Origin of the sequence: Rhizobium leguminosarum (assembly GCF_002953715.1) — a bacterium.
GTDB lineage: Bacteria > Pseudomonadota > Alphaproteobacteria > Rhizobiales > Rhizobiaceae > Rhizobium > Rhizobium leguminosarum_V.
The window spans coordinates 4,107,594-4,128,670 of the sequence record NZ_CP025012.1; the positions used below are offsets into that span (position 1 = coordinate 4,107,594).

Here is a 21,077-nt window from a genome sequence, read left to right on the forward strand (position 1 = left end):
GCCTCACACCCTTGTGATGCGATGAAAGATTGTCGAGATTTCATAACAGGAACGCCGATATGCCGATTTTGAACAGAGCCGCGGAGTTGCAGGACGAGGTCGCCGAATGGCGCCGCCATATTCATGCCCGGCCCGAACTCCTCTTCGCGGTGGAAAATACGGCCGCCTTCGTTGCCGAAAAACTCAAGGAATTCGGCGTCGACGAGATCGTCACCGGCATCGGCCGCACCGGTGTCGTCGGCCTGATCAAAGGCAAGGGCGAAGGCCGCCGCACGGTCGGCCTGCGCGCCGACATGGACGCCCTGCCGCTCACCGAGATCACTGGCAAACCCTGGGCTTCGAAGACACCGGGCAAGATGCATGCCTGCGGCCATGACGGCCATACCGCCATGCTGCTCGGCGCCGCGAAATACCTGGCCGAGACCCGCAACTTCAACGGCAATGTCGCCGTCATCTTCCAGCCCGCCGAAGAAGGCGGCGGCGGCGGCAATCTGATGGTCAAGGACGGCATGATGGAGCGCTTCGATATCGAAGAGGTCTACGGCATGCACAATCTGCCGGGCCTGCCTGTCGGCCAGTTCGCCACCCGCAAGGGCGCGATCATGGCGGCGACCGACGAATTCACCGTCACCATCAAGGGCCGCGGCGGCCACGCCGCCCAGCCGCACCGGACGATCGACCCGATCGCCATCGGCGCCCAGATCGTCGCCAATCTGCAGATGATCGCCTCGCGCAGCGCCGATCCGCTACGCTCGGTCGTCGTCTCGGTGACCAAGTTCAATGCCGGTTTTGCCCATAACGTCATTCCGAACGATGCGACCTTCGCCGGGACGGTTCGTACCCTCGACTCCGAGGTGCGCACGCTCGCCGAGACGCGGTTCCGGCAGGTCGTCGAGGGATTGGTCTCTGCCCACGGCGCCGAGGCCGAAATCAGCTTCCACCGCAACTATCCCGTCACCGTCAACCACCCCGATGAAACCGAGCATGCGGTGGCCACCGCCAGCGCCATCGCTGGCGAAGGCAACGTCAACGCCGAGATCGACCCGATGATGGGCGGCGAGGATTTCTCCTACATGCTGAACGCCCGCCCCGGCGCCTTCATTTTCATCGGCAACGGCGACAGCGCCGGCCTCCACAACCCGGCCTACGACTTCAACGACGAAGCCATCGCCCACGGCATCTCCTACTGGGTCCGCCTCGCCGAACAGCGCCTCGGTCTCTAGCAACAATTAGGGCTTGGCTTCCCGCCAAGCCTTTTGTATGCATGGCACTCAAGTGGTCCCGTAGCTCAGCAGGATAGAGCACCAGATTCCTAATCTGGGGGTCGCGCGTTCGAATCGCGCCGGGATCACCAGTCAATCAGATGGTCACCTCCCTTGACAGAACGCACGTTCCTGCAGACATGCAAGAACGCAATAATGATGTCATGAGAAACCGGCCTTTGATCGGTAATAGCGAGGCCAAGTGTCGCGCTGAGGCCGCCCGACCGAGCTCTTGGGACGAAGAAATTGCCGATCGATTGGACTCGTTCAACTGGCTAGTTTTTCAACATCGGCGTCGATCCACGGTCAGTTCGCTCAAAATTGACGATCGCGTCTCAGCGCAGACCGCCCCACCAAAAAAGCAATCGTGCCAGAACCACTGGATCAGGACGATCAACGAATATTTGCGCAATCAGTGTTGAGCCGGACGCAAATCTGCGCACATCGGAGCATGTTGTCGTAAAGTGGATACAACCACTATTGAGAATTAGCTACCCTAAATTGAAAACAGTCTCTGCGATAGCCGCGCCGCGTGAGCGGTCATGGTCCGGCCATGCGAAGCCTTCGGCACGGCTGCCTCGGTATATCAGCTCATAAGAATGGCACGCTTCTTGCGTTGCTTGGCGTAGAGCCGAACATGCTCGGCGGAAGCCCACGAATTCTCACAACCGGAAGGTGGACGAGTTCTCGGGCATTGAGAATAGGCTGATCGACGGCCAGGAGCAGATGACAACATATTCGATCGTTCTAGGACGCGAACGCCATGTCTTTCAGGATCTGAAATCGGTCTTGGCTTGCGCTTCGCCGCTGAAATCCGGTGACGTGCTGGCCGGGATCGCAGCGTCAAGCAACGAGCGGCGGGTGGCCGCACGCTATCTGCTCGCGGATATGCCTCTCAAAACTTTCCTGGAGGATCTCGTCATTCCATACGAGGTCGACGAGGTCAGCCGACTGATCGTCGACCGCCATGATTGGATGGCATTCGCGTCGGTATCTCATATGACGGTCGGTGAGTTTCGCGATTGGCTTCTCTCTTATGAGGCGACCGCCGAAAGACTGCTTGCCATTGCACCAGGCCTCACCCCCGAGATGGTCGCGGCGGTCTCCAAGATCATGCGCAACCATGATCTGATCACCGTCGCCGGCAAATGTGAGGTGGTCACGGCCTTTCGCTCCACGATCGGTCTGCCCGGCCGACTGTCGAGCCGTCTTCAGCCCAACCATCCCACCGACGATCCTGAAGGCGTTGCCGGCTCGACGCTCGACGGACTTCTTTATGGGATCGGCGATGCGGTGATCGGCATCAACCCGGCTACCGACAATCTCGAAGCCTGCACAAGGTTGATGGTTCTTTTCGACCGGCTGCGCGAACGGTTCGATATCCCGACCCAATCCTGCGTATTGACCCATGTCACCACATCAATCAAGGCGATCGAGGCTGGAGCGCCGCTCGACCTGGTGTTCCAGTCAATCGCCGGCTCGGAAGCCGCCAACAAGGGTTTCGGCGTCGATCTCGCCGTCCTCAGGGAAGGCCAGCAGGCAGCACTTTCCATGAAACGCGGCACAGTCGGAAACAATGTCATGTATCTGGAGACCGGCCAGGGCAGCGCGCTCTCGGCCGACGCCCATCACGGTGTCGACGAACAGACGATCGAGACGCGGGCCTATGCCGTTGCACGTGAACTCAATCCGTTGCTCGTCAATACGGTGGTTGGCTTCATTGGCCCCGAATATCTTTTCGACGCCAAGCAAATTATCCGCGCCGGGCTCGAAGATCATTTCTGCGGCAAACTGCTTGGCGTGCCGATGGGGGTCGACGTTTGCTACACGAACCATGCGGAAGCCGACCAGGACGATATGGATAATCTGATGGTATTGCTGACAGTCGCGGGCGTCAGCTTCCTCATCGCGGTGCCCGGCGCCGACGATGTCATGCTCAATTATCAGAGCCTTTCCTACCACGATATTGTCGGCCTCAGGCACCAGTTCAATCGTCCGCCCGCTCCGGAGTTCGAAGCCTGGCTTCATCGCATGGGCATGATTGATCACACGGGTCGTCTTGCGCCTGCCAGCGCCTCGGGCGCCTTTTCTCGCAATCTCTTGAGCTACAGGGCATCGGCATGACTCCCTTCGAACGAGATCCGTTTGCGCGGTTCCGCAACGCCACCCGCGCCCGAATTGGGCTTGGAAGGGCGGGCGACGCCTTGCCGACATCGGCAATTCTCGACTTCCAGCTTGCCCATGCCCGGGCGCGGGATGCCGTGCATGGGCAAGTGGATTTTGTCGCCCTTGCCAAGCAGCTTGCTCCCGTGCCGACGGTCCGGATTCGCTCTCGCGCCAAAGACCGTACGATCTATCTGGCGCGCCCGGATCTCGGCCGTCAGACCAACGCAGCCGATCTCCCGAGCTCAGGCGATCGCTATGATATCGCCTTCATCATCGCAGATGGGCTTTCGGCCTCGGCGGTCGAGCACCACGCGGTGCCGCTGTTTAAGGCATGTATAAAGCGTCTCGGCGGCTTCAGCGTCGCCCCGGTGATATTGGGCGAGCAGGCGCGTGTGGCGTTTGGTGATGAGGCAGCGGCGGCGTTTGGTGCTGAAGTTGCCATCGTGCTGATCGGCGAGAGGCCGGGACTAAGCGTGCCTGACAGTCTCGGCGCCTACATCACGTTCCGACCGCAATCGGGACGGCGTGACAGCGAGCGCAACTGTATTTCGAATATTCATGCCGATGGGCTCAGTTACGAGGTCGCAGCAGACAAGATCGTTTGGATCGTCCGGGAGGCGCTTCGCTTGCAACTGACCGGTGTCGATCTCAAGGAAAATGCCGAAGGCGCCATAGAAGCGCTGCCACACCAAGAAGCATAAAGTTCAATCTACAAAAAAGGGGAACAATCATGTCAAATTCTCAACCGACGCTCGCCAAGAGCCTGACTGGGCTGCATTTATGGGGACTTGCGGTCGGCCTCGTCATCTCGGGCGAATATTTCGGCTGGAGCTATGGCTGGGCGGCTGCCGGCACACTCGGCTTCTTGATCACCACGATCCTGATTGCCGTCATGTACACCACCTTCATTTTCTCCTTCACGGAGTTGACGACGGCTATTCCGCATGCCGGCGGACCGTTTGCCTATGCGCTCAGGGCCTTCGGCCCGCTCGGCGGCTTCGTTGCCGGTTTTGCGACATTGGTTGAATTCGTCTTCGCCCCTCCGGCCATCGCGCTGGCCATCGGCGCCTATCTCAATGTGCAGTTCCCGGGGCTCGATCCGAAAGTGGCGGCTGTCGGCGCCTATATCGTCTTCATGGCGCTCAATATTGTCGGCGTTACCATCGCAGCAACCTTCGAACTCTTCATCACCATTCTGGCGATTGCCGAACTGCTGATCTTTATGGGTGTCGTCGCGCCGGGCTTCTCTTTTGCCAATTTCGCGGCCAATGGCTGGGCTGGCGCCCCTGAATTCTCGGTCGGTGCCATTGGAGGCATCTTTGCCGCCATTCCATTTGCCATCTGGTTTTTCCTGGCGATCGAAGGCGCGGCCATGGCCGCAGAGGAAACCAAGAACCCCACCCGTACCGTGCCGATTGCCTATATTGCGGGTATTCTGACACTCGTCTTCCTCGCCTTCGGCACCATGATCTTCGCCGGTGGCGTCGGCGACTGGCGCACGCTGTCCAACATCAACGATCCGCTACCGCAGGCGATGAAGGCGGTCGTGGGCGAATCCTCCGGCTGGCTGCATATGCTGGTCTGGATCGGTCTGTTCGGCCTGATCGCATCGTTCCATGGCATCATCATGGGCTATTCCAGGCAGATCTTCGCGCTGGGTCGCGCAGGCTACCTGCCGGAAGTTCTCGCGAAGATCCATCCGAAATTCCGCACGCCTTACCTCGCAGTCCTTGCAGGTGGCGCCGTCGGCATCGCAGCCATCTTTTCCGACAGCCTGATCCAGATCGGCGGCTTGCCGCTGACTGCCAATATTGTCACCATGTCGGTGTTCGGCGCGATCATCATGTACATCGTCTCGATGGCATCGCTGTTCAAGCTGCGTCAGGCCGAACCTGAACTCGCCCGACCCTTCAGGGCCTGGGGTTATCCCGTGGTGCCAGCCATTGCCCTCGGGCTCGCCCTCGTCGCACTGGCGGCGATGATCTACTACAACTTCCTGATCTTTGTGATCTTCCTCGCGATGGGCGTGGTGGCATTCGGCATTTGGCGTTTGCTTTCAGGTGGCATCGCCAAGGAAGCGGCAGCGTCCACGTAACAAGGCTCTCTGGCCCGATCACCGGGAAGGCAACCGGGCGAACCGGTTCCAATCAATATCGATGACTCCCGCCGAAGTTTGGCGGGGGTCATTTCAGCGCAAAGCTTGGCTGATATCATTACGTTCCGGGGCCAGTGCCACGTTCGCCACCGGTTGGTTCACCGCACCTGACGATGGACTCGCCGCGTCCTCGTGACCCGCCGCGCACCCAATCCCAGCAGTACAGCCACGACCCAGCCGCCGAGAAATCCGATCGCGCTCCAGACGAGACCCGCAAAGCTAACGGGCACGCCGGGCACGAAGTCGCGCCAGGTATTGGCGAAGACGACGTCATCGGCATTCCCCAGCAGCACAAAGGGCTTGGCGACGGGTGCGGCGGTGCCGAGGTGGAGCTGCTGCGACAGCAGCGATTCGTAGCGCGTGATCGTGCTGCGCATCGAGACGCCGCGGTCGCGCAGGAAATCGTCGGATGATTGCGCATAGGCGTTCAGCGCCTGCTGGCGATCGAGATGATGTTCGGCCGCCTGGGCATTGAAATCCTCGACGATGACCCGCAATTCGTCGATCGCCCCGCCGATCCGCTGGCGGTATTGCTGCGCAAATTCCGGCGCCTGCGAAAACACCGTGCCGCCGGCAAGCCCGGCGACGACGGTAATGATCCTTGCAATCGGTCCCATGATCTATGCCTCCGGCTGTCCCCCTGCGCTAACGATCCGCGGCGGGAAAGGTTTCTGCCTCCGTCACAATCGGTAACTCTATGTGATTGAACCGACTGTGCTTCCGGCGAGTTGATGCCGTGACCAACTCAGAAAGAGAGACTTGTCATGAAACAGATTATCCTTGCCTGCACGCTCACTGCTGCGTCCATCTTTTCCGCAATGCCGTCCCAGGCGGCAAGTGTGACCATCACCACGGATGATTCGCGCCCCACTTACCGTCATGCGGAACGGCCCTATTACCGCCATCACATGAGGCCGCGCCACGTCTCCCAGGACTGCTTCACCAAGACGGAAAAAATCCGCCGTCACGGCCATACGGTCGTCAAGGAAACCCGAATCTGCCGATAAGGCAAATCCATGCAGGAAAAGCCCGGCTGAACTTCCCAGCCGGGCTTTCCATTTGATCTCGCCCAGATCTCGACGATGGAACTTCGCAATATCAGCCGCGTTAATCGTGAAGCGGGAGTATTCATCATGCGTATCAAGATGATTCTATTGGCTATCGCTTATGTCGCCGTCAGCGTCGTGCTGCTTGCCATCGCCTATCAGCCGCAGAGTCCGGGCGCGATGCAGAAAACCGATCGTCTGGCCGGCTCGTCCTTTCTCGTCGAACGCTTCGCCGGTTGATCAGCTGAGCGCCGGCTTATAGGCGACGACGTGGAAATATTCCTGGTCCGGCATGTCTCGCCCGGAGCAGCCCGCCGTTTGGTCAATGCGGACCGTCAAGCGAAGATCCGCCAAGCAGAATCCGGTTCTGCACCAAATGCACCCCCTCGACGGCCTTGGCGACAGCAGTCGCCCGTTCGATCTCGCCGACCGTGCCGACGGTGCCGCTCAGCACGATCTGGTCGTTCTCCATCGTCACTTCGACATCAGACGCATCGATGCCGCCGGCGATCGCAAGCGCATTGGCCACGGCCGCTTCGACTGATGCGCGATTGGCGATTTCGGCTTCCATCTCGGGTTCGAGCCCGTGAAATGTCTGCTCCTTGAAAACCATGATCCATTCCTCCGTGAAACCTGCGGAGGAAACGCCCTTCGACAGAGTTTGGTTTCAACGCCGCTACCAGTTAACGCGATAGCGGAGATTGACGCTGCCAGCCTCATCCCCCGAAAACGGATCGTTCATCGACGCATCGAGATTGAGGTTCGGCAGGATAGTCTGGCTGACCGCCACCGTACTCGAGAAGTCGCCGGTGACATTGCTGACGCCTGTGCCTGCCGAAAGCGAGGTTCCCGTCCAGGGATGGATCAGTTTCAGAGCCTGCGATGCCGTCACAGAAGCCTGCCGGGCATCGACCGCATCAAATTGAACGCTGATGGACCGGCTCGATTGCATGTCGAGCGAATCGGACAGGATCCAGCTGCGCGAGCGGCTAAGGGTCAGCGCGCCGCTGCCGCGCAGCGTATCGACGCTGACGCTCGCGCCCTGTTGTGACTGGCTTGCCGGGGTGACGCTCGTCCTGGTGATCCTGCCCCAGAGCATTGCCTGTTCGGAATCGGGCAGCGGCGCCCCGCCCTTGGTCGAGGCAAGCGCGATATCGGCGCCGGCGCTCGTTTCCCATTCCGCCGGCAGGCGAAAACCCATCGTCGCCTTGTAGGACCGGTCCGAAAGCTTGGCCGGCGACCAGATCAGCAGGTCGTCCGCCCGCGCTGCAGTGGTGAGCGAGGGCAGGATGGCGAAAAGAATGCATGCTATTTTGAATATCGTCATGAAATCCGATCGTTTAACCTGACGCGGGGCTCCAGCGCCGAAACCGACGCGACAGCACCTATGAAAGCGCTCGCAACGAGCGCGATGGGATCGTGGCCAAGCCCGCGATAGAAATCACGGCCAAGCCGTCGATCCCGGTTTCATCCTCGATTTAATTTTGGCCGGAAAGCCTGTGGCACCGAGTGCATGTTCTTCAATGGACGCCGCAGCGTCCCGAATTGCCCATGCGACCGTGAACGGTCGCGGCGGAACCTCCCAATCCCCGTAAGGATTGTTATTAGGATCACATCCGGCCGCCGCTCTGTAAACCCCTCAAGGGTTGAAATCTGCTGCACCGCACACTTGCCGCCCCCTCCAAACCCTAGTAGAGCCTGAGCCTACGAGAGAAATTTTCGCGAAATTCCACATGATGACCGGCAAAAGTGCGCCGCGGCGCCTCAGCATCTTCGGTTCGACGGGTTCGATCGGCCAGAATACACTCAATGTCGTCGATCATCTGGGCGGACGGGAGAACTTCGAAATCTCCGTGCTGACCGGCAGCGGCAATGTCGAATTGCTGGCGCGGCAGGCGAAATCATCCGGCGCGCGGCTGGCGGTGACGGCAAACGACCGGCATTACGAATCACTGAAGAGTGAACTTTCCGGCAGCGGCATCGAGGTCGCCTCGGGAAAATCCGGCCTGATGGAAGCCGCCGACCGCGAAGTCGACTGGGTAATGGCGGCAATCGTCGGCACTGCGGGCCTGGCGCCGACGCTTGCCGCTGCACGCCGCGGCGCCGATATCGCTCTTGCCAACAAGGAATGCCTGGTATCGGCCGGTGATCTCTTTATCGCAGCGATCCGCGAAGGCGGCGGCAGGCTGCTTCCTGTCGACAGCGAGCACAACGCCATTTTCCAGGTGCTGGAAGAGAACCAGCGCCACGCGGTCGAGCGCGTCATCCTGACGGCATCAGGCGGCCCCTTCCGCACCGCCTCGCTGCGTGACATGGCTGATGTGACGGTGGAAACCGCGCGCGCCCACCCGAACTGGTCGATGGGATTGAAGATCTCGATCGACAGCGCCTCGATGTTCAACAAGGCGCTGGAGATGATCGAAGCCCGGCACCTTTTCGGTCTCAGACCCGAACAGATCGAGGTCATCTTCCACCCGCAATCGATCATCCATTCCATGGTCGGCTATACGGATGGGTCTGTGCTGGCGCAGCTCGGCGCGCCCGATATGCGCACCGCCATCGGTTATGCCCTGTCCTTTCCGCGCCGGCCGAACCTGCCGGTCGAGCGGCTGGATTTCGCCAAGCTCGCCAGGCTGGATTTCGAGGCACCGGATGAGGTGCGGTTTCCGGCGCTGCGGCTCGCACGCCTGGCCATGACGCGCGGCGGCGTTCAGGGCGCGGTGCTGAACGGCGCCAAGGAAGTGGCGCTCGAAGCCTTCATCGAAGGGCGGCTGTCCTTCCTCGCCATGGCCGAGGTCACCGAGAGGGTCATGGACGATCTGGCCGGCCTGCCGCCGGCTTCCAGCATGGACGATGTCTTCGCCGCCGACAGGCAGGCCCGGCAAAGTGCGGCGGAGCTCATGACGCTGGCGATCGCCGAGTGAAGTTCAGACGGGCCGATCGCGAAGTGGTCGCCCGCCTGTGATCCTGACGGCCGCTATTCGCGCAACCGGTTCCCACCCTCGTCGAACAGTCTGCAATCCGACGGTTCAAACAGCAGGCTCACCTGCTCGCCCGCCGCAATACTGATCGGTGACCGATGCTCGACGGTGAGCGATTGGCCATCGGCAAGCTGGCAGTAGAGATATTGCGTTCCCCCGAGATATTCCGAAAAATCGACCCTGGCGGTCAGGCTGCCCGATAGGTCGGATGCCACCTTCAGATGCTCCGGCCGTAAACCGAGCGTCACTGCGGCACCGATCGGCCGGTTTGCGGGCGGAAGACCGCTTTCGATGCGCGTGCCTGCGACTTCGACCAGGCCTCCCTCACCCCAGCGGGCATTCAGCAGGTTCATCCGGGGTGAGCCGATGAAGCCCGCCACGAAGGTATTCGAGGGATTCTCGTAGATTTCCCGCGGCGTTCCCGCCTGTTCGACGCGGCCGTCGCGCAGCACGACGATCTTGTCGGCGAGCGTCATCGCCTCCGTCTGGTCGTGCGTGACATAGATCATCGTGTTGCCGAGTTCGCGGTGGAGGCGGGCGATCTCGATGCGCATCGAAACGCGCAGTTCGGCATCGAGATTGGACAGCGGTTCGTCGAACAGGAAGACATCGGGCTTGCGCACGATCGCCCGGCCGATCGCCACACGTTGCCGCTGGCCGCCGGAAAGCTGTCCCGGCCGCCGGTCGAGAAGATGGTCGATCTTCAGGATCGCGGAGGCGGCCTTGACGCGCGTCTCTATCTCCGCAGCATTGGTGCGCGCCATCTTCAACCCAAAGGCCAGGTTGTCGCGCACGCTCATATGCGGATAGAGCGCGTAAGACTGGAAGACCATGGCGATGCCGCGCTCGGATGGATCGAGATCGGTGACGATGCGTCCCTTGATCTCGACCTCCCCGTCGGTCACATCTTCCAGGCCGGCGATCATGCGAAGAAGCGTCGATTTTCCGCAGCCGGAAGGGCCGACGAAGACGACGAATTCACCCTCCGCGATCGTCAGGTCGATCCCATGGACTACCTGCAGATTGCCATAGCTTTTTCGCACGTCCTGGAGCACGACGCTCTTGTTACCCATACCGTTCGTCATCCCCAAAAAGACCTATCTGTCCGACTGGACCCAGACGAGCATCTCTCCGGGCGCGCGGTTGTCCCAGAGATGATAGGGCACGAAACGCGCGGTGGCGACCTGCCTTTCAGCCGGCGACTTGCGGTAGAGCGCTGTTCCCCAGTTCGATGTTTCCTCGCGCTCGACCTTGAGATCGAGGGCGACGGCATCATTGAGATCCTTCAGCACGACGGTTTCGGCTGTGGAGAGCTCGCGCGGCAGGACGATGGCATTGAGGTCTTCGCCATTGTCTGTGGTTTCGACGCAATAGACCAGCGGGCCGCGCATCAATGCGACGCGGCCGGCGTCCTGGCGCACCTTCGGATTGGCATATTGCGGGCGAAGCGCCAGCGGCAGGTAGAGGGCGACACGATCGCCCGCGGTCCACTCACGATCGATCCTGGCATATCCGTCCCGCATATTGGCATTGAGATCGAGCATCTCTCCATTGATGCTGAGGGTTGCGCCGTCGGCCCAGTCCGGAATGCGCAGCGACAGTGCAAACTTCGCCGGCTTCTCCAGCCTGGTGGTAAAGGCGACCGCACCTTCCCACGGATAGTTGGTGGTCTGCTCGAGTTCCACCTCGGCGCCGTTGGCAAGCTTCAGCCGCGCGGTGCTCTCGCCATAGAGGTGCACGGCGATCTCGTTGTCCGAAACGGCGTACATGTAGGAGCCGATCGAGGTCACCAGCCGGGCGATGTTGGGCGGGCAGCAAGGGCAATGGTGCCACTTCCACCGGTGGTGCTTGCCGGCACTTTCAAGCGGATTGTCATAGAAGAACGTCTTGCCGTCGGTCGAAAGCCCCGGCAGCGCGCCGTTGTAAAGCGCCTGTTCCATGATGTCGGCATAGCGCCGATCCGGCCCGCGTCCAAGCATGCGGCTCGCCCAGAACACCAAGCCGACCGAGGCGCAGGTCTCCGCATAAGCGGTATCGTTCGGCAGATCGAAGTAATCGGTAAAGCCTTCGTTGGAGGCAGCCGGCCCGATGCCGCCGGTGATGTACATCTGCTTGGTCGTCAGATCGTCCCAGAGCGTTTCCAGCGCTGCCGTCAGACTGTCGTCCTTGTATTCCGTGGCGATGTCGGCCATGCCCGAATAAAGGTACATGGCGCGCACCGCGTGGCCGACGACCTTCGTCTGCGCGCGCACCGGCTGGTGCGCCTGCGCATATTCATAGGTCTTCTGGTGGTACTCGGAGACATCGCGCCCGTCGCGGCTTGCCTCGGCGGTGAAGAAATGCGGTTCGGTGCCGCGTTCGTCGATGAAGTATTTCGACAGCTCGAGATATTTCTTCTCATCCGTCACGCGGGCGAGCTTGACCAGCGCCAGCTCGACTTCCTCATGGCCGCAATAGCCTGATATCTGGCCTTCGCCGTGACCGAAAATCTTGATCATGTAATCGGCATAGCGGCACATGATGTCGAGCAGCTTGCGTTTGCCGGTCGCCTGATAATAGGCGACCGCGGCTTCCATCAGGTGCCCCGCGCAATAGAGCTCGTGATGGTCGCGCAGGTTGGTCCAGCGGCGGCTCGGCTCGACGCGCTGGAACCAGGCGTTCAGATAGCCGTCCTCATCCTGCAGCTTCTCATACATGTCGATGATCTCATCGGCGCGCGCCTCCAGCTTCGGGTTCGGCCGGCGATAGAGCGAATAGGCGATCGTTTCGATCGACTTGCCGAGGTCGGAGTCCCAGAACATCTGCGTCGTCCCGCCCCATGGCTGTATCGGAATGACGACGCCGGGGCTCGGCTGATCGACGTCGATCGCCCTGAGCATGCCGGCCTCGACGCAGCGGTCGAGCAGGGTCTCGGCAGTGGAATTGCAGACGGCGTCCTGCCATTTGCCCCAGAAGCCGCCGAGCTCCACATCGGGAACGGCGACGGGACGAAACTGGCGGTCATTGCTTGCTTTGGTCATAGGCTCCACTTTCTCTAAGATCATTTCACCGCGCCGGCCATCAGCCCGCGCATGTAGTAGCGTTGCAGGAGCAGGAAGACGATCAGGCAGGGGATCGTCATGACGACGACACCGGCTTGGACCGCTCCCCAGTTGATGGCGCCGAGCCGTCCGGCGCGAACCGCCGTCATCAGCACCGGCAGGGTGTATTTCTCATTGCTGGAAAGCAGCACGAGTGCGGCCAGAAACTCGTTCCAGGCATTGAGGAAGGCAAAGATCGCGACCGTCGCGACGCCGGGAAGCACCAGCGGCAGAAGAACCCGGACCAAGAGCCTGAGGTCGCGCGCGCCGTCGATGCGCGCGGCCTCTTCGATCTCCTTCGGCACGGCGTCGAAGGCGTTGCGCATCATGAAGACCGAGAAGGGCAGTTGCAGCGTCACATAGACGAGCGTCAGCCCAAGCAGCGAATTGTTGAGTCCGAGCTTTGCCAGAATGATGAAGAGCGGCGTCAGGATCGATTGGAACGGGATCATCAGCGTCGCGATGATCAGCACGAAGAGCGCATTCTTCAGCGGGAATCGATAGCGCGAGAAGCCGTAGCCGGCGAGCAGGCTGACAGCGACGGTCAGCACCACGGTGGCGACCGAAACGAACAGCGAATTGATCATGTGCCGCCAGATGCCGGCGCCAAACGTATCGAGCAGCGCGTAGGAATCGATGCTGACGCCTGCGGTCGGCCACGGCGGCAAGGGCGGCAGGCTGGCCTCCGTGCCATGCCGGAAGGACGACAACAGCGTGATCACGAAGGGGGCGAGAAAGAAGATCGATATCGCGATGCCGGTCAGATGATAGGCCGACTTCGTCCGGATGGCCTTGCGCGCGCGGCGTTCACTTGAGGTGGTCATGGACGCTCCTCCCCGACGCGAAGCAGCCAGAGCTGCACGATGCTGATCGCCACCAGGATGGCGAGAAGCACGATCGACAGCGCTGCGCCATAACCGAGATTGAAGGACACGAAGGACTGATTGAAGATGTAGTAGACCACCGAGATCATCTTGTTCTGCGGACCGCCCGACGTCATGATGTAGAACTGGTCGAAGGCGAGGATCGAACCGGTGACGGAGACGATCAGCGCCAGCGCAATCGTCTTGCGCATCAGCGGCAGCGTCAGATGCCGGAAACGCTGCCAGCGGCCGGCGCCGTCGATGCGGGCGGCTTCCGTCAGCTCGGACGGAATGGCCTGAAGCCCGGTCAAAAGAATGATCATGGTGAAGCCTGCGATCTTCCAGACGACCATCACCACGATGGTCAGAAAGGCGGTGTCGAAGGTCGCAAGAAGATTGGGGCTCTTTTCCACGAGGCCGAGCGCTTTCAAGGCCGGGCCGATGAAGCCGCTATCGACATTGGCGAGCCAGACCCAAAGCAGGGAGGCAGTGGCAAGGCCGACCACGACGGGCAGGAAGATGATCGTCCGATAGGCGCCGACGAACTGCCGTTCCTTCTCGACGAAGATTGCCAGCGGAAAGGCGATCGCGAAGATCGCGATGGTGACGATCACGGTGTAATAGGCCGTGAAATTCAGTGCCGTCATGAAACGGGTGTCATTGGCCATGCGGAAATAATTGTTGAAGCCGATCCAGCGGGACGCTCCCATCAGCGGCCAGTTGTGGAGGCTCATCCATCCGGTGAAGAGGACCGGCATAATGAAAAAGACGATGACCAGCGCCATAGCGGGCGCGATGTAGACGAGGCCGCGCCAGTTCGATCGGCGCCGTCGCCTGCGCTGAGGCAATAGAATCTCTGAACCGGAACCGGTCATCAAAACGCTCCGCATCTGTCGAGTGGAATTGGCCGGGAAGCTGCCACCGCTCCCCGGCCGCGGCCGGGAGAGAGTTATTGGCCGCTATCGATGATCGATTGCATTTCCGACTGGGCGCTAGAAAACGCGCCGTCGACATCGTCGCCGAAGATCGAGGCGTTGGTGAAGCTGGCCCAGGGCCCGTTGGCGCTATTGATCAAGTCGTTGAACTGCAGCGTATAGGGTGTCTTGGCGACACCGATCGCCTTCAGGCCGACCTGCATGCGCGGATCGAGACCTTCCAACACTTTATCAGCGATATCGCCGCGCGTCGGCAGGCTGCCATACTTCGCCATGATCTTCTGGCCGTCCATCGAATACACATATTCGAGGAATTCCTTCACCGCGTCGATCTTCTTCGTGCCCTTGGTGATGACAAAGTTGTCGCCGCCGGCAAAGGACGAAGGCTTCCCGTCGACGCCAGGAATGAGGGTCACGCCGAAGTTGATATCGGGATGCTCGGTTACCAGCGTGCCGATGGCAAAGGCGCCGAGGCTTTGCTGGCCGATCTTGCCGTTGGTGAAGGTCAGGAAGTTCGCGCCGTTGTCGCTGGCGGCTCCCGCCGGCACGAGGTCCTTCTTGACCATGTTGCGGTAGATATCGACGGCCTTGCGCATCTGAGGCGTATCGAGCGTCGCGGTCTTGCTGTCGGCGGACAAGATGTCGGCGCCCGCACCCCAGACGAGCGGCGTGAAGGTGAAGATCATGCAGCCGCCGCAGCCGCCGCCGGAGAAATAGAAGCCGTAGGTATCGTCACCCAGCGCCCGGATCTTCTCGGCATTGGCGGTAATTTCGTCCCAATTCGCCGGTGCCTTTTCCGGGTCGAGGCCGGCCTTCTTGTAGAGATCCTTGTTCCAGGCAAAGACGGAGGTTTCGACCGACAGCGGCAGGCCATAGATCCGGTCCTGGTAGGTGCCGAGGCGAACATGCGATGGCGAAAGCGAGTTGAAATAGGGCAGTGATTTTGCCCAGTCCGTCAGGTCTTCCAGCTGGCCGGCCGCGGCAAAGGCAGGGTTATAAATGAGATCCATCGACAGCGCGTCCGGCGCCTGTCCGCCGGCGATCGCCGTCGCATATTTCTGCACCAGCTCGGAGAACGGCACTTCGGTCATCACGACCTTGCTCTCGTGACCGGAATTATAGGCTTCGACGACCTTCTTGAAGGCGTCGCCGATCCCCGAGCGAACCCACATTTCGACATTTTCGGCAGCCGACGCGGCCGACACCAGACATAAGGTAGCGATGCTGGTCGCCGCCAATAGACGCTTGATCATGACACTCCTCCCGATATGGCGCATCTCCTCGCGCCTTTGCTCATTCACGTGTTCTCATTCCGTGGGGGCTTTCCCCCCGCATGACTGCCGGACGATCAGCCGGCACGGCAATTTCCTCACTCCCGGCTCGACAGGTCGTCCCTCCGCAAGCGCGAGCACTGTCAATCCGGCTTGTCGCCCGAGCTCCTTCAGTTCCATGTCCACCGTCGTCAGCGGCGGCCGCGTCTGGGCCGCGACAATCTCCCAATTGTCGAAGCCGATCACCGAGACGTCCTGCGGCACCTTGACGCCGTGCTCGCGCAACGCATCCACAGCACCTCGGGCGATCTGATCGTTGCCGCAGAAGAGCGCGTCCGGTTTTTCTCCCGGTCTCTTCCAAAGCTGTTCGACCGCCTCATGGCCCCAGCTTTCCGACCAGACGCCGTAGAGCACCGGCTCGCGGTGACCTGCCACCTCGTGATAGGCGCCGGCACGCTCCCGCACCGAGAAGAAGTCCTCCGGCCCGGTGATGTGCGCAATCCGCCGCCGCCCGATCTTCACGAGCCATTCCACCGCCAGCCGCGCACCCTGTTCGTCATCAGACCGGAAGCTAACGCTGTTCTGCGTCCCCTCCGTGAACGCGTAGACGACAGGCACATGCAAATTCGACAGATCGACAGGCAAGCGCCGATCCAGGCGTTTTCCCGTCGCAATGATGCCGTCGACCTGTTTGTCGAGCATCGCGTCGACATGGATCTGGGCGAGCGCCGGATCGTCTTCGATGGCACACAGGAAGACCGAAACGCCGTGATCGACGAGAGCGTCGGAAATACCCGCCATGACAGGCAGCGTGAAACGGCCGTAAGTATCGTTCGTCAGCAGCCCGATAGTGAAACTGCGTTTGCTGAGAAGACCTCTCGCCAGCGCATTCGGCCGATATCCGATTTCGGCGGCGATTCGTTTCACCCGTTCGCGCGTTTCCGACCCCATCCGGCCGGTATCGTTGAGAGCTTTCGACGCCGTCGAGATGCTCACCGCCGCAGCCGCCGCCACCTCGTGGATGGTGATCCTGCCTCTTTTTCCTCCCGATATGTTCAGAACGTCCTCCTTCTGAAGTGACCTGAGAAAAGCTTTTACCAATCTCTATGTCAAGTGAGAAAAGGTTTTCTCAGCATCAGGAGGGGTTGGATCGAGGGAAGCACAGTTTGGGACGTACGTGATGGCGGGAGGAAGACCGGGTGCCACGCGGTCTAGCCGCTGGCATCGGGAAAATGTTCTGGATGCAATGCAGCCGGATCGCCCTACCCTGTCGAAGACAGGTTTGCTGCGGCGTCTTGTGGCAACCGAAACCAGCCACCACCAGCGCCTTCAATAGAGGCGCTGGGTTGCAGTTCGAACCAGACGATTATCGAAAAATCAGGCGACGTGCCTTGCAAGCGCGCAGCGCGACCAGAGCGAATGTAGCGCCTCGACCAGATGGGCGATATCGGCGTCGGAATGCAGCGGCGTCGGCGTGATGCGCAGGCGCTCGGTCTTCTTCGGCACGGTGGGATAGTTGATCGGCTGGACATAGACGCCGCAATTGTCGAGCAGCAGGTCGGAGATCCACTTGCACTTGGCCGCATCGCCGACCAGCACCGGCACGATATGGCTCGGATTCGGCATATGCGGAATGCCGCGCTGGTCGAGCAGCGCTCTCAGCTTGCGGACACGGTCCTGATGGCGGGCGCGCTCGAACTGGCTGACCTTCAGGTGCTGGATCGAGGCGACAGCGCCGGCGGCCAGTGCCGGCGGCAGCGCCGTGGTGAAGATGAAGCCCGAGGCAAACGAGCGGATGAAATCGCAAAGCGCCGTCGAAGCGGCGATATAGCCGCCCATCACTCCGAAAGCCTTGCCGAGCGTCCCCTCGATGACGGTCAGCCGGTCCATCAGCCCCTCGCGCTCGGCAATGCCGCCGCCGCGCGGACCGTACATGCCGACGCCATGCACTTCGTCGAGATAGGTCATCGCGCCATATTTGTCGGCGAGATCGCAGATCTCCTTGATCGGGGCGATATCGCCATCCATCGAATAGACGCTCTCGAAGGCGATCAGCTTCGGCGCCTTCGGATCGGCGGCCTTGAGCTTGGCTTCGAGATCGGCCACGTCATTGTGCTTCCAGATCACCTTGTCGCACTTGGCATAGCGGATGCCCTCGATCATCGAGGCATGATTCAGCGCATCGGAGAAGATGATGAGGCCGGGGATCTTTGCGCCGAGCGTGCCAAGGGCTGCCCAGTTGGAAACATAGCCCGATGTGAAGATCAGCGCTGCTTCCTTGCCATGCAGGTCGGCAAGCTCACGCTCGAGCATGACGTGATGGTGGTTGGTGCCAGAAATATTCCGGGTGCCTCCCGCACCCGCGCCACAGTGGTCGATGGCGTTCTTCATCGCCTCGATCACCTTCGGATGCTGGCCCATGCCGAGATAGTCGTTGGAGCACCAGACCGTGACTTCCTTCTCGCCATCCGCGGTGTAACGCGTCGCGCGGGGAAAATTGCCGCGGTGACGTTCGAGATCGGCAAAAACGCGGTAACGGCCCTCGGTACGAAGCCCGTCCAGCTCGTTTTTGAAAAACGCTTCGAAATCCATCATATGCTCCAGTATCGCGCGGATGTTCTTGATGACTGGACGTCCGCGCGTCAATGCTTACCCTTTGCTTTAACATCAACTGCGGCAAAAGGCCCAGATTTTTGAATGATTCCAGATAAAAAATATGCGAGCCGCGATCAACGAAATTGATGCCGCAGAAGGCAGCCGAGTTTGCCGACCGGGCAAAAGGCGACCCCGCCCGATCGCAAAAAAATCAGCACATCGGATGGACAACCCTTTCTTCCGACATAGTTTTCGGTCTAGCCTGACAAAAAACAAAAAGGGACGGCCTTTGCCCGCTGGGCAACAACCTCGGAGAAAAAAGATGAAGAAAGTTGTCATACTCGCATTGATCGGCCTGTCGATCGCAAGCTGCACGCCGACGCAGCAGGGCGCCGGCATCGGTGCTGCATCAGGGGCCGTCATCGGCGGCGTAGTCACCGGCAACGTCCGTGGCGCGGCAGTCGGCGCCGCTATCGGCGGCGTGTCCGGCGCCCTCATTGGCAGCGTCGCCGAACAGCCCGGCCAGTGCTACTATCGCGACCGCTACGGCCGCCGCTACATCGATAGTTGCCCGCGCTGAGAGCGCTTGGAAATCGGCAAATTCAGGAAATCCCGGACACACGTCCGGGATTTTTTGTGCTAAATTAGCGCGTTGGCACTTTAAAATGGTACACCCCGCGCGATTTTGTCGCTAAGCTGTTCATGGCTGGGCAACGAAGCTTCAATGTAGACACAACCAAAAGCGGCGGATGCGGATCAGAGGGACAGGCCCGAAAACAGGTATTGCGTATCGGCGAGCAGGCACCATGATGGTGGTCGCAGCGGCAGCTGCGTTCTCACCGGTCCTGATCGGCGACGCTTATGCCTTCAAGCTTTTCGGCATCACCATTTTCGGCAAAGAGGAAGACGAAGGCGAACAGGTGCCCGATCCGGTGCGCTACCACGTCGACCTCAGGGCCGACACCGCCGATCCCGACCTGAAAGAAGCGCTGGAAAACAGTTCCCGTCTCGTCAGCGACCAGAAGCAGCCGGTTTCCGGCGATCTCGGTATCGTCATCAAGGCGCGCGACGACCGTGAGCGGCTGATCGCCGCCTTGTATGAAAAGGCCCGTTATGGCGGCCTGGTGACGATCACCATCGACGGCAAGAATATCGACGATCTGCCGCCCAATCCGACATTCGACAGGTCAGGGCCGATCCCCGTCACCGTCGACATTGCTCCCGGCCCCGTTTTCAAGGTCAGGGAGGTACAGTTCGGCGGCGATGCTGCAAACCATAATCCCGCCGATTACGACCTCGCCCCGGGCGCGCAAGCCGGCTCACTTGCCATCATTAGGGCCGGCGACAAGATCATCGAACAATTGAAGACCGAAGGCCGACCCTTCGCCAAGTTGACCGAACGCAAGGTCGTCGCCGATCATGACAGCGACACCGTCGATATCGTCCTTGCTGCCGAGGGCGGTCCCATCGCCCCGATCGGCGATGTCGGCGTCACCGGCGAGAAGACCGTCAGGCCAGGTTTCATCCAGCGTTATTCCCGGCTGAACAAGGGCGAAGCCTACTCCCCGGAAACGCTGAAGAAAGCTGGCGAGCGCCTTCGCGCCCTCGGCGTCTTTTCGAGCGTCACCATTCACGAAGGGGATGCGCTGGCGCCGGATGGCACCTTGCCGATGACGATCGAGGTTTCGGAAGGCAAGAGACGCTACTTCGGCGTCGGCGCGCAATACTCCACCACCGACGGCTTCGGTATTCAGGGCTATTGGGGCCACCGCAACCTGTTCGGCGAAGCCGAAACGCTGAGGATCGAGGGAGCGGTCTCGCGGCTTGGCGAAACGACCGATGTCGGCAGCCTCGACTATTCCGCCGGCATCCTCTTCACCAAGCCCGGCGCCTTCTTCCCCGCCGCCACCCTGAAGGCCGGCATCGTCGCCAAGACCGAAAATCCGGATGCCTATAACGCAACGCTCGTCACCGCCTCGCTCGGCCTTTCCTACGAGCTGACCGACCAGGACACCGTCTCGGCGAGCGGCGAGGTCAGCTGGGAGCGCGACGATGACGCCTTCGGCGAGAACGACTATCTGACCTTCACCCTGCCGATCAAATATGATCGCGACGCACGCGACGACAAGTTCAACCCGACGGAGGGTTATCGCGCGACATTCTCGGCTAAACCTGGCTACGAAATCTTCAACGCCACGCCCTATGCGGCATTCGAGGGCTCGATCTCCGGCTATCTGCCGTTCGGCCAGGAAGACGGCGTGGTGCTTGCCGGCAAGGTTGCCGCCGGCGTCCTGATTGGCGGCGATAGCATTGGGGATATTCCCGCCACGCAGCGCTTCTTTGCCGGCGGCGGCGGCTCCGTGCGCGGATACAGCTATCAGGAAATCTCGCCCTATAACGACAATGGCGATGCTACCGGCGGCCGCTCCTATGTGACCGGTTCGCTGGAGGCGCGCATCAAGATCACCGATACGATCGGCATCGTGCCCTTCATCGATGTCGGCACCGTATCGGACAGCACCTTTCCGGGTTTTTCCGATATTCGCGCCGGCGCCGGCGCCGGAATACGATATGCAACGCCTTTCGGCCCGCTGCGGCTTGATTTTGCCATGCCGCTGAACAAGTACGAAGATGGCACAGATTACGGAATCTACGCCGGCATCGGCCAATCCTTCTAGAATTGCCGATTCCGCTCGTGTTTTCCGATCTGCGAGCTGTCATGA

At 60.7% G+C, this 21,077-nt stretch carries 19 protein-coding genes and 1 tRNA gene; 10 read left to right on the forward strand and 10 right to left on the reverse strand.

Annotation, left to right across the window (positions count from 1 at the left end):
* Positions 1 to 59 precede the first annotated feature (59 nt).
* The 5 genes from CUJ84_RS20440 to eat all read left to right on the forward strand — a co-directional run bounded on the left by CUJ84_RS20440 (position 60) and on the right by eat (position 5,523).
* On the forward strand, positions 60 to 1,223 hold the full coding sequence (locus tag CUJ84_RS20440) for a M20 aminoacylase family protein (RefSeq protein WP_105007535.1): 1,164 nt from the start codon (positions 60 to 62) through the stop codon (positions 1,221 to 1,223).
* Between the two features lie 54 nt (positions 1,224 to 1,277).
* Positions 1,278 to 1,354, forward strand: a tRNA-Arg gene (locus CUJ84_RS20445).
* Positions 1,355 to 1,937: 583 nt separating this feature from the next.
* Positions 1,938 to 3,386: an ethanolamine ammonia-lyase subunit EutB gene (locus tag CUJ84_RS20450; protein ID WP_105007536.1), complete on the forward strand. Its 1,449-nt coding sequence runs from the start codon at positions 1,938 to 1,940 to the stop codon at positions 3,384 to 3,386.
* Positions 3,383 to 4,129, forward strand: coding sequence for an ethanolamine ammonia-lyase subunit EutC (gene eutC, locus CUJ84_RS20455; protein ID WP_105008259.1), 747 nt, complete (start codon positions 3,383 to 3,385; stop codon positions 4,127 to 4,129). Before CUJ84_RS20450 ends, eutC begins: the two co-directional genes overlap by 4 nt.
* Positions 4,130 to 4,158: 29 nt before the next feature.
* Entirely contained in the window at positions 4,159 to 5,523 is a 1,365-nt protein-coding gene (gene eat, locus CUJ84_RS20460) for an ethanolamine permease (RefSeq protein ID WP_199788737.1), read from the forward strand.
* Between the two features lie 158 nt (positions 5,524 to 5,681).
* Here the strand turns inward: eat and CUJ84_RS20465 are convergent, their stop codons facing one another.
* Positions 5,682 to 6,200, reverse strand: a complete 519-nt coding sequence (locus CUJ84_RS20465; protein ID WP_105007537.1) for a DUF2937 family protein — start codon at positions 6,198 to 6,200, stop codon at positions 5,682 to 5,684.
* Positions 6,201 to 6,347: 147 nt separating this feature from the next.
* On the opposite strand from CUJ84_RS20465, the gene CUJ84_RS20470 reads away from it, so the two are divergent.
* Entirely contained in the window at positions 6,348 to 6,590 is a 243-nt protein-coding gene (locus tag CUJ84_RS20470) for a hypothetical protein (RefSeq protein ID WP_105007538.1), read from the forward strand.
* A 75-nt stretch (positions 6,591 to 6,665) separates the two neighbouring features.
* The gene (locus CUJ84_RS38020) at positions 6,666 to 6,869 is read left to right on the forward strand and encodes a hypothetical protein (RefSeq protein ID WP_158686951.1); all 204 of its coding nucleotides are present in this window, start codon (positions 6,666 to 6,668) and stop codon (positions 6,867 to 6,869) included.
* 82 nt (positions 6,870 to 6,951) lie between these two features.
* On the opposite strand, the gene CUJ84_RS20475 is transcribed toward CUJ84_RS38020, so the two are convergent.
* Together CUJ84_RS20475 and CUJ84_RS20480 are read right to left on the reverse strand one after the other, a co-directional pair.
* Entirely contained in the window at positions 6,952 to 7,242 is a 291-nt protein-coding gene (locus tag CUJ84_RS20475; RefSeq protein WP_105007539.1) for a BON domain-containing protein, read from the reverse strand.
* A 63-nt stretch (positions 7,243 to 7,305) separates the two neighbouring features.
* Entirely contained in the window at positions 7,306 to 7,956 is a 651-nt protein-coding gene (locus CUJ84_RS20480) for a hypothetical protein (RefSeq protein WP_105007540.1), read from the reverse strand.
* Positions 7,957 to 8,362: 406 nt separating this feature from the next.
* Between CUJ84_RS20480 and dxr the strand changes: the two genes are divergently transcribed.
* Positions 8,363 to 9,553 (forward strand): 1-deoxy-D-xylulose-5-phosphate reductoisomerase, encoded by a 1,191-nt coding sequence (gene dxr / locus CUJ84_RS20485; RefSeq protein ID WP_105007541.1) that lies wholly within the window; start codon positions 8,363 to 8,365, stop codon positions 9,551 to 9,553.
* 53 nt (positions 9,554 to 9,606) lie between these two features.
* Here dxr and CUJ84_RS20490 read toward each other — a convergent pair whose 3' ends face one another.
* The 7 genes from CUJ84_RS20490 to hemA all read right to left on the reverse strand — a co-directional run bounded on the left by CUJ84_RS20490 (position 9,607) and on the right by hemA (position 18,351).
* Entirely contained in the window at positions 9,607 to 10,683 is a 1,077-nt protein-coding gene (locus tag CUJ84_RS20490; protein ID WP_199788738.1) for an ABC transporter ATP-binding protein, read from the reverse strand.
* A gap of 24 nt (positions 10,684 to 10,707) precedes the next feature.
* On the reverse strand, positions 10,708 to 12,630 hold the full coding sequence (locus CUJ84_RS20495; RefSeq protein WP_105007543.1) for a glycoside hydrolase family 127 protein: 1,923 nt from the start codon (positions 12,628 to 12,630) through the stop codon (positions 10,708 to 10,710).
* A 20-nt stretch (positions 12,631 to 12,650) separates the two neighbouring features.
* Complete coding sequence (locus CUJ84_RS20500) at positions 12,651 to 13,514, reverse strand: carbohydrate ABC transporter permease (RefSeq protein WP_105007544.1); 864 nt, start codon at positions 13,512 to 13,514, stop codon at positions 12,651 to 12,653.
* Entirely contained in the window at positions 13,511 to 14,428 is a 918-nt protein-coding gene (locus CUJ84_RS20505; RefSeq protein ID WP_105007545.1) for a carbohydrate ABC transporter permease, read from the reverse strand. The genes CUJ84_RS20500 and CUJ84_RS20505 overlap by 4 nt, the downstream gene beginning before the upstream one ends.
* Positions 14,429 to 14,502: 74 nt before the next feature.
* The gene (locus CUJ84_RS20510) at positions 14,503 to 15,741 is read right to left on the reverse strand and encodes an ABC transporter substrate-binding protein (RefSeq protein ID WP_018448143.1); all 1,239 of its coding nucleotides are present in this window, start codon (positions 15,739 to 15,741) and stop codon (positions 14,503 to 14,505) included.
* A gap of 54 nt (positions 15,742 to 15,795) precedes the next feature.
* Positions 15,796 to 16,773: a LacI family DNA-binding transcriptional regulator gene (locus CUJ84_RS20515; RefSeq protein ID WP_105007546.1), complete on the reverse strand. Its 978-nt coding sequence runs from the start codon at positions 16,771 to 16,773 to the stop codon at positions 15,796 to 15,798.
* A 363-nt stretch (positions 16,774 to 17,136) separates the two neighbouring features.
* A complete protein-coding gene (gene hemA / locus CUJ84_RS20520; protein ID WP_105008261.1) occupies positions 17,137 to 18,351 on the reverse strand; it encodes a 5-aminolevulinate synthase in 1,215 nt (404 codons plus the stop codon).
* A gap of 325 nt (positions 18,352 to 18,676) precedes the next feature.
* On the opposite strand from hemA, the gene CUJ84_RS20525 reads away from it, so the two are divergent.
* Entirely contained in the window at positions 18,677 to 18,934 is a 258-nt protein-coding gene (locus CUJ84_RS20525) for a YMGG-like glycine zipper-containing protein (RefSeq protein WP_012759223.1), read from the forward strand.
* A 169-nt stretch (positions 18,935 to 19,103) separates the two neighbouring features.
* Positions 19,104 to 21,032, forward strand: a complete 1,929-nt coding sequence (locus CUJ84_RS20530) for an autotransporter assembly complex protein TamA (RefSeq protein ID WP_199788739.1) — start codon at positions 19,104 to 19,106, stop codon at positions 21,030 to 21,032.
* The last annotated feature ends 45 nt before the right edge of the window (positions 21,033 to 21,077 follow it).

Coding starts and splice junctions, on each gene's coding strand:
- CUJ84_RS20440 (WP_105007535.1), top strand. CDS start 60: ATGCCGATTTTGAACAGAGCCGCGGAGTTGCAGGACGAGGTCGCCGAA.
- eutC (WP_105008259.1), top strand. CDS start 3,383: ATGACTCCCTTCGAACGAGATCCGTTTGCGCGGTTCCGCAACGCCACC.
- eat (WP_199788737.1), top strand. CDS start 4,159: ATGTCAAATTCTCAACCGACGCTCGCCAAGAGCCTGACTGGGCTGCAT.
- CUJ84_RS20465 (WP_105007537.1), bottom strand. CDS start 6,200: ATGGGACCGATTGCAAGGATCATTACCGTCGTCGCCGGGCTTGCCGGC.
- CUJ84_RS20470 (WP_105007538.1), top strand. CDS start 6,348: ATGAAACAGATTATCCTTGCCTGCACGCTCACTGCTGCGTCCATCTTT.
- CUJ84_RS38020 (WP_158686951.1), top strand. CDS start 6,666: ATGGAACTTCGCAATATCAGCCGCGTTAATCGTGAAGCGGGAGTATTC.
- CUJ84_RS20475 (WP_105007539.1), bottom strand. CDS start 7,242: ATGGTTTTCAAGGAGCAGACATTTCACGGGCTCGAACCCGAGATGGAA.
- CUJ84_RS20480 (WP_105007540.1), bottom strand. CDS start 7,956: ATGACGATATTCAAAATAGCATGCATTCTTTTCGCCATCCTGCCCTCG.
- dxr (WP_105007541.1), top strand. CDS start 8,363: ATGATGACCGGCAAAAGTGCGCCGCGGCGCCTCAGCATCTTCGGTTCG.
- CUJ84_RS20490 (WP_199788738.1), bottom strand. CDS start 10,683: ATGGGTAACAAGAGCGTCGTGCTCCAGGACGTGCGAAAAAGCTATGGC.
- CUJ84_RS20495 (WP_105007543.1), bottom strand. CDS start 12,630: ATGACCAAAGCAAGCAATGACCGCCAGTTTCGTCCCGTCGCCGTTCCC.
- CUJ84_RS20500 (WP_105007544.1), bottom strand. CDS start 13,514: ATGACCACCTCAAGTGAACGCCGCGCGCGCAAGGCCATCCGGACGAAG.
- CUJ84_RS20505 (WP_105007545.1), bottom strand. CDS start 14,428: ATGACCGGTTCCGGTTCAGAGATTCTATTGCCTCAGCGCAGGCGACGG.
- CUJ84_RS20510 (WP_018448143.1), bottom strand. CDS start 15,741: ATGATCAAGCGTCTATTGGCGGCGACCAGCATCGCTACCTTATGTCTG.
- hemA (WP_105008261.1), bottom strand. CDS start 18,351: ATGGATTTCGAAGCGTTTTTCAAAAACGAGCTGGACGGGCTTCGTACC.
- CUJ84_RS20525 (WP_012759223.1), top strand. CDS start 18,677: ATGAAGAAAGTTGTCATACTCGCATTGATCGGCCTGTCGATCGCAAGC.
- CUJ84_RS20530 (WP_199788739.1), top strand. CDS start 19,104: ATGCGGATCAGAGGGACAGGCCCGAAAACAGGTATTGCGTATCGGCGA.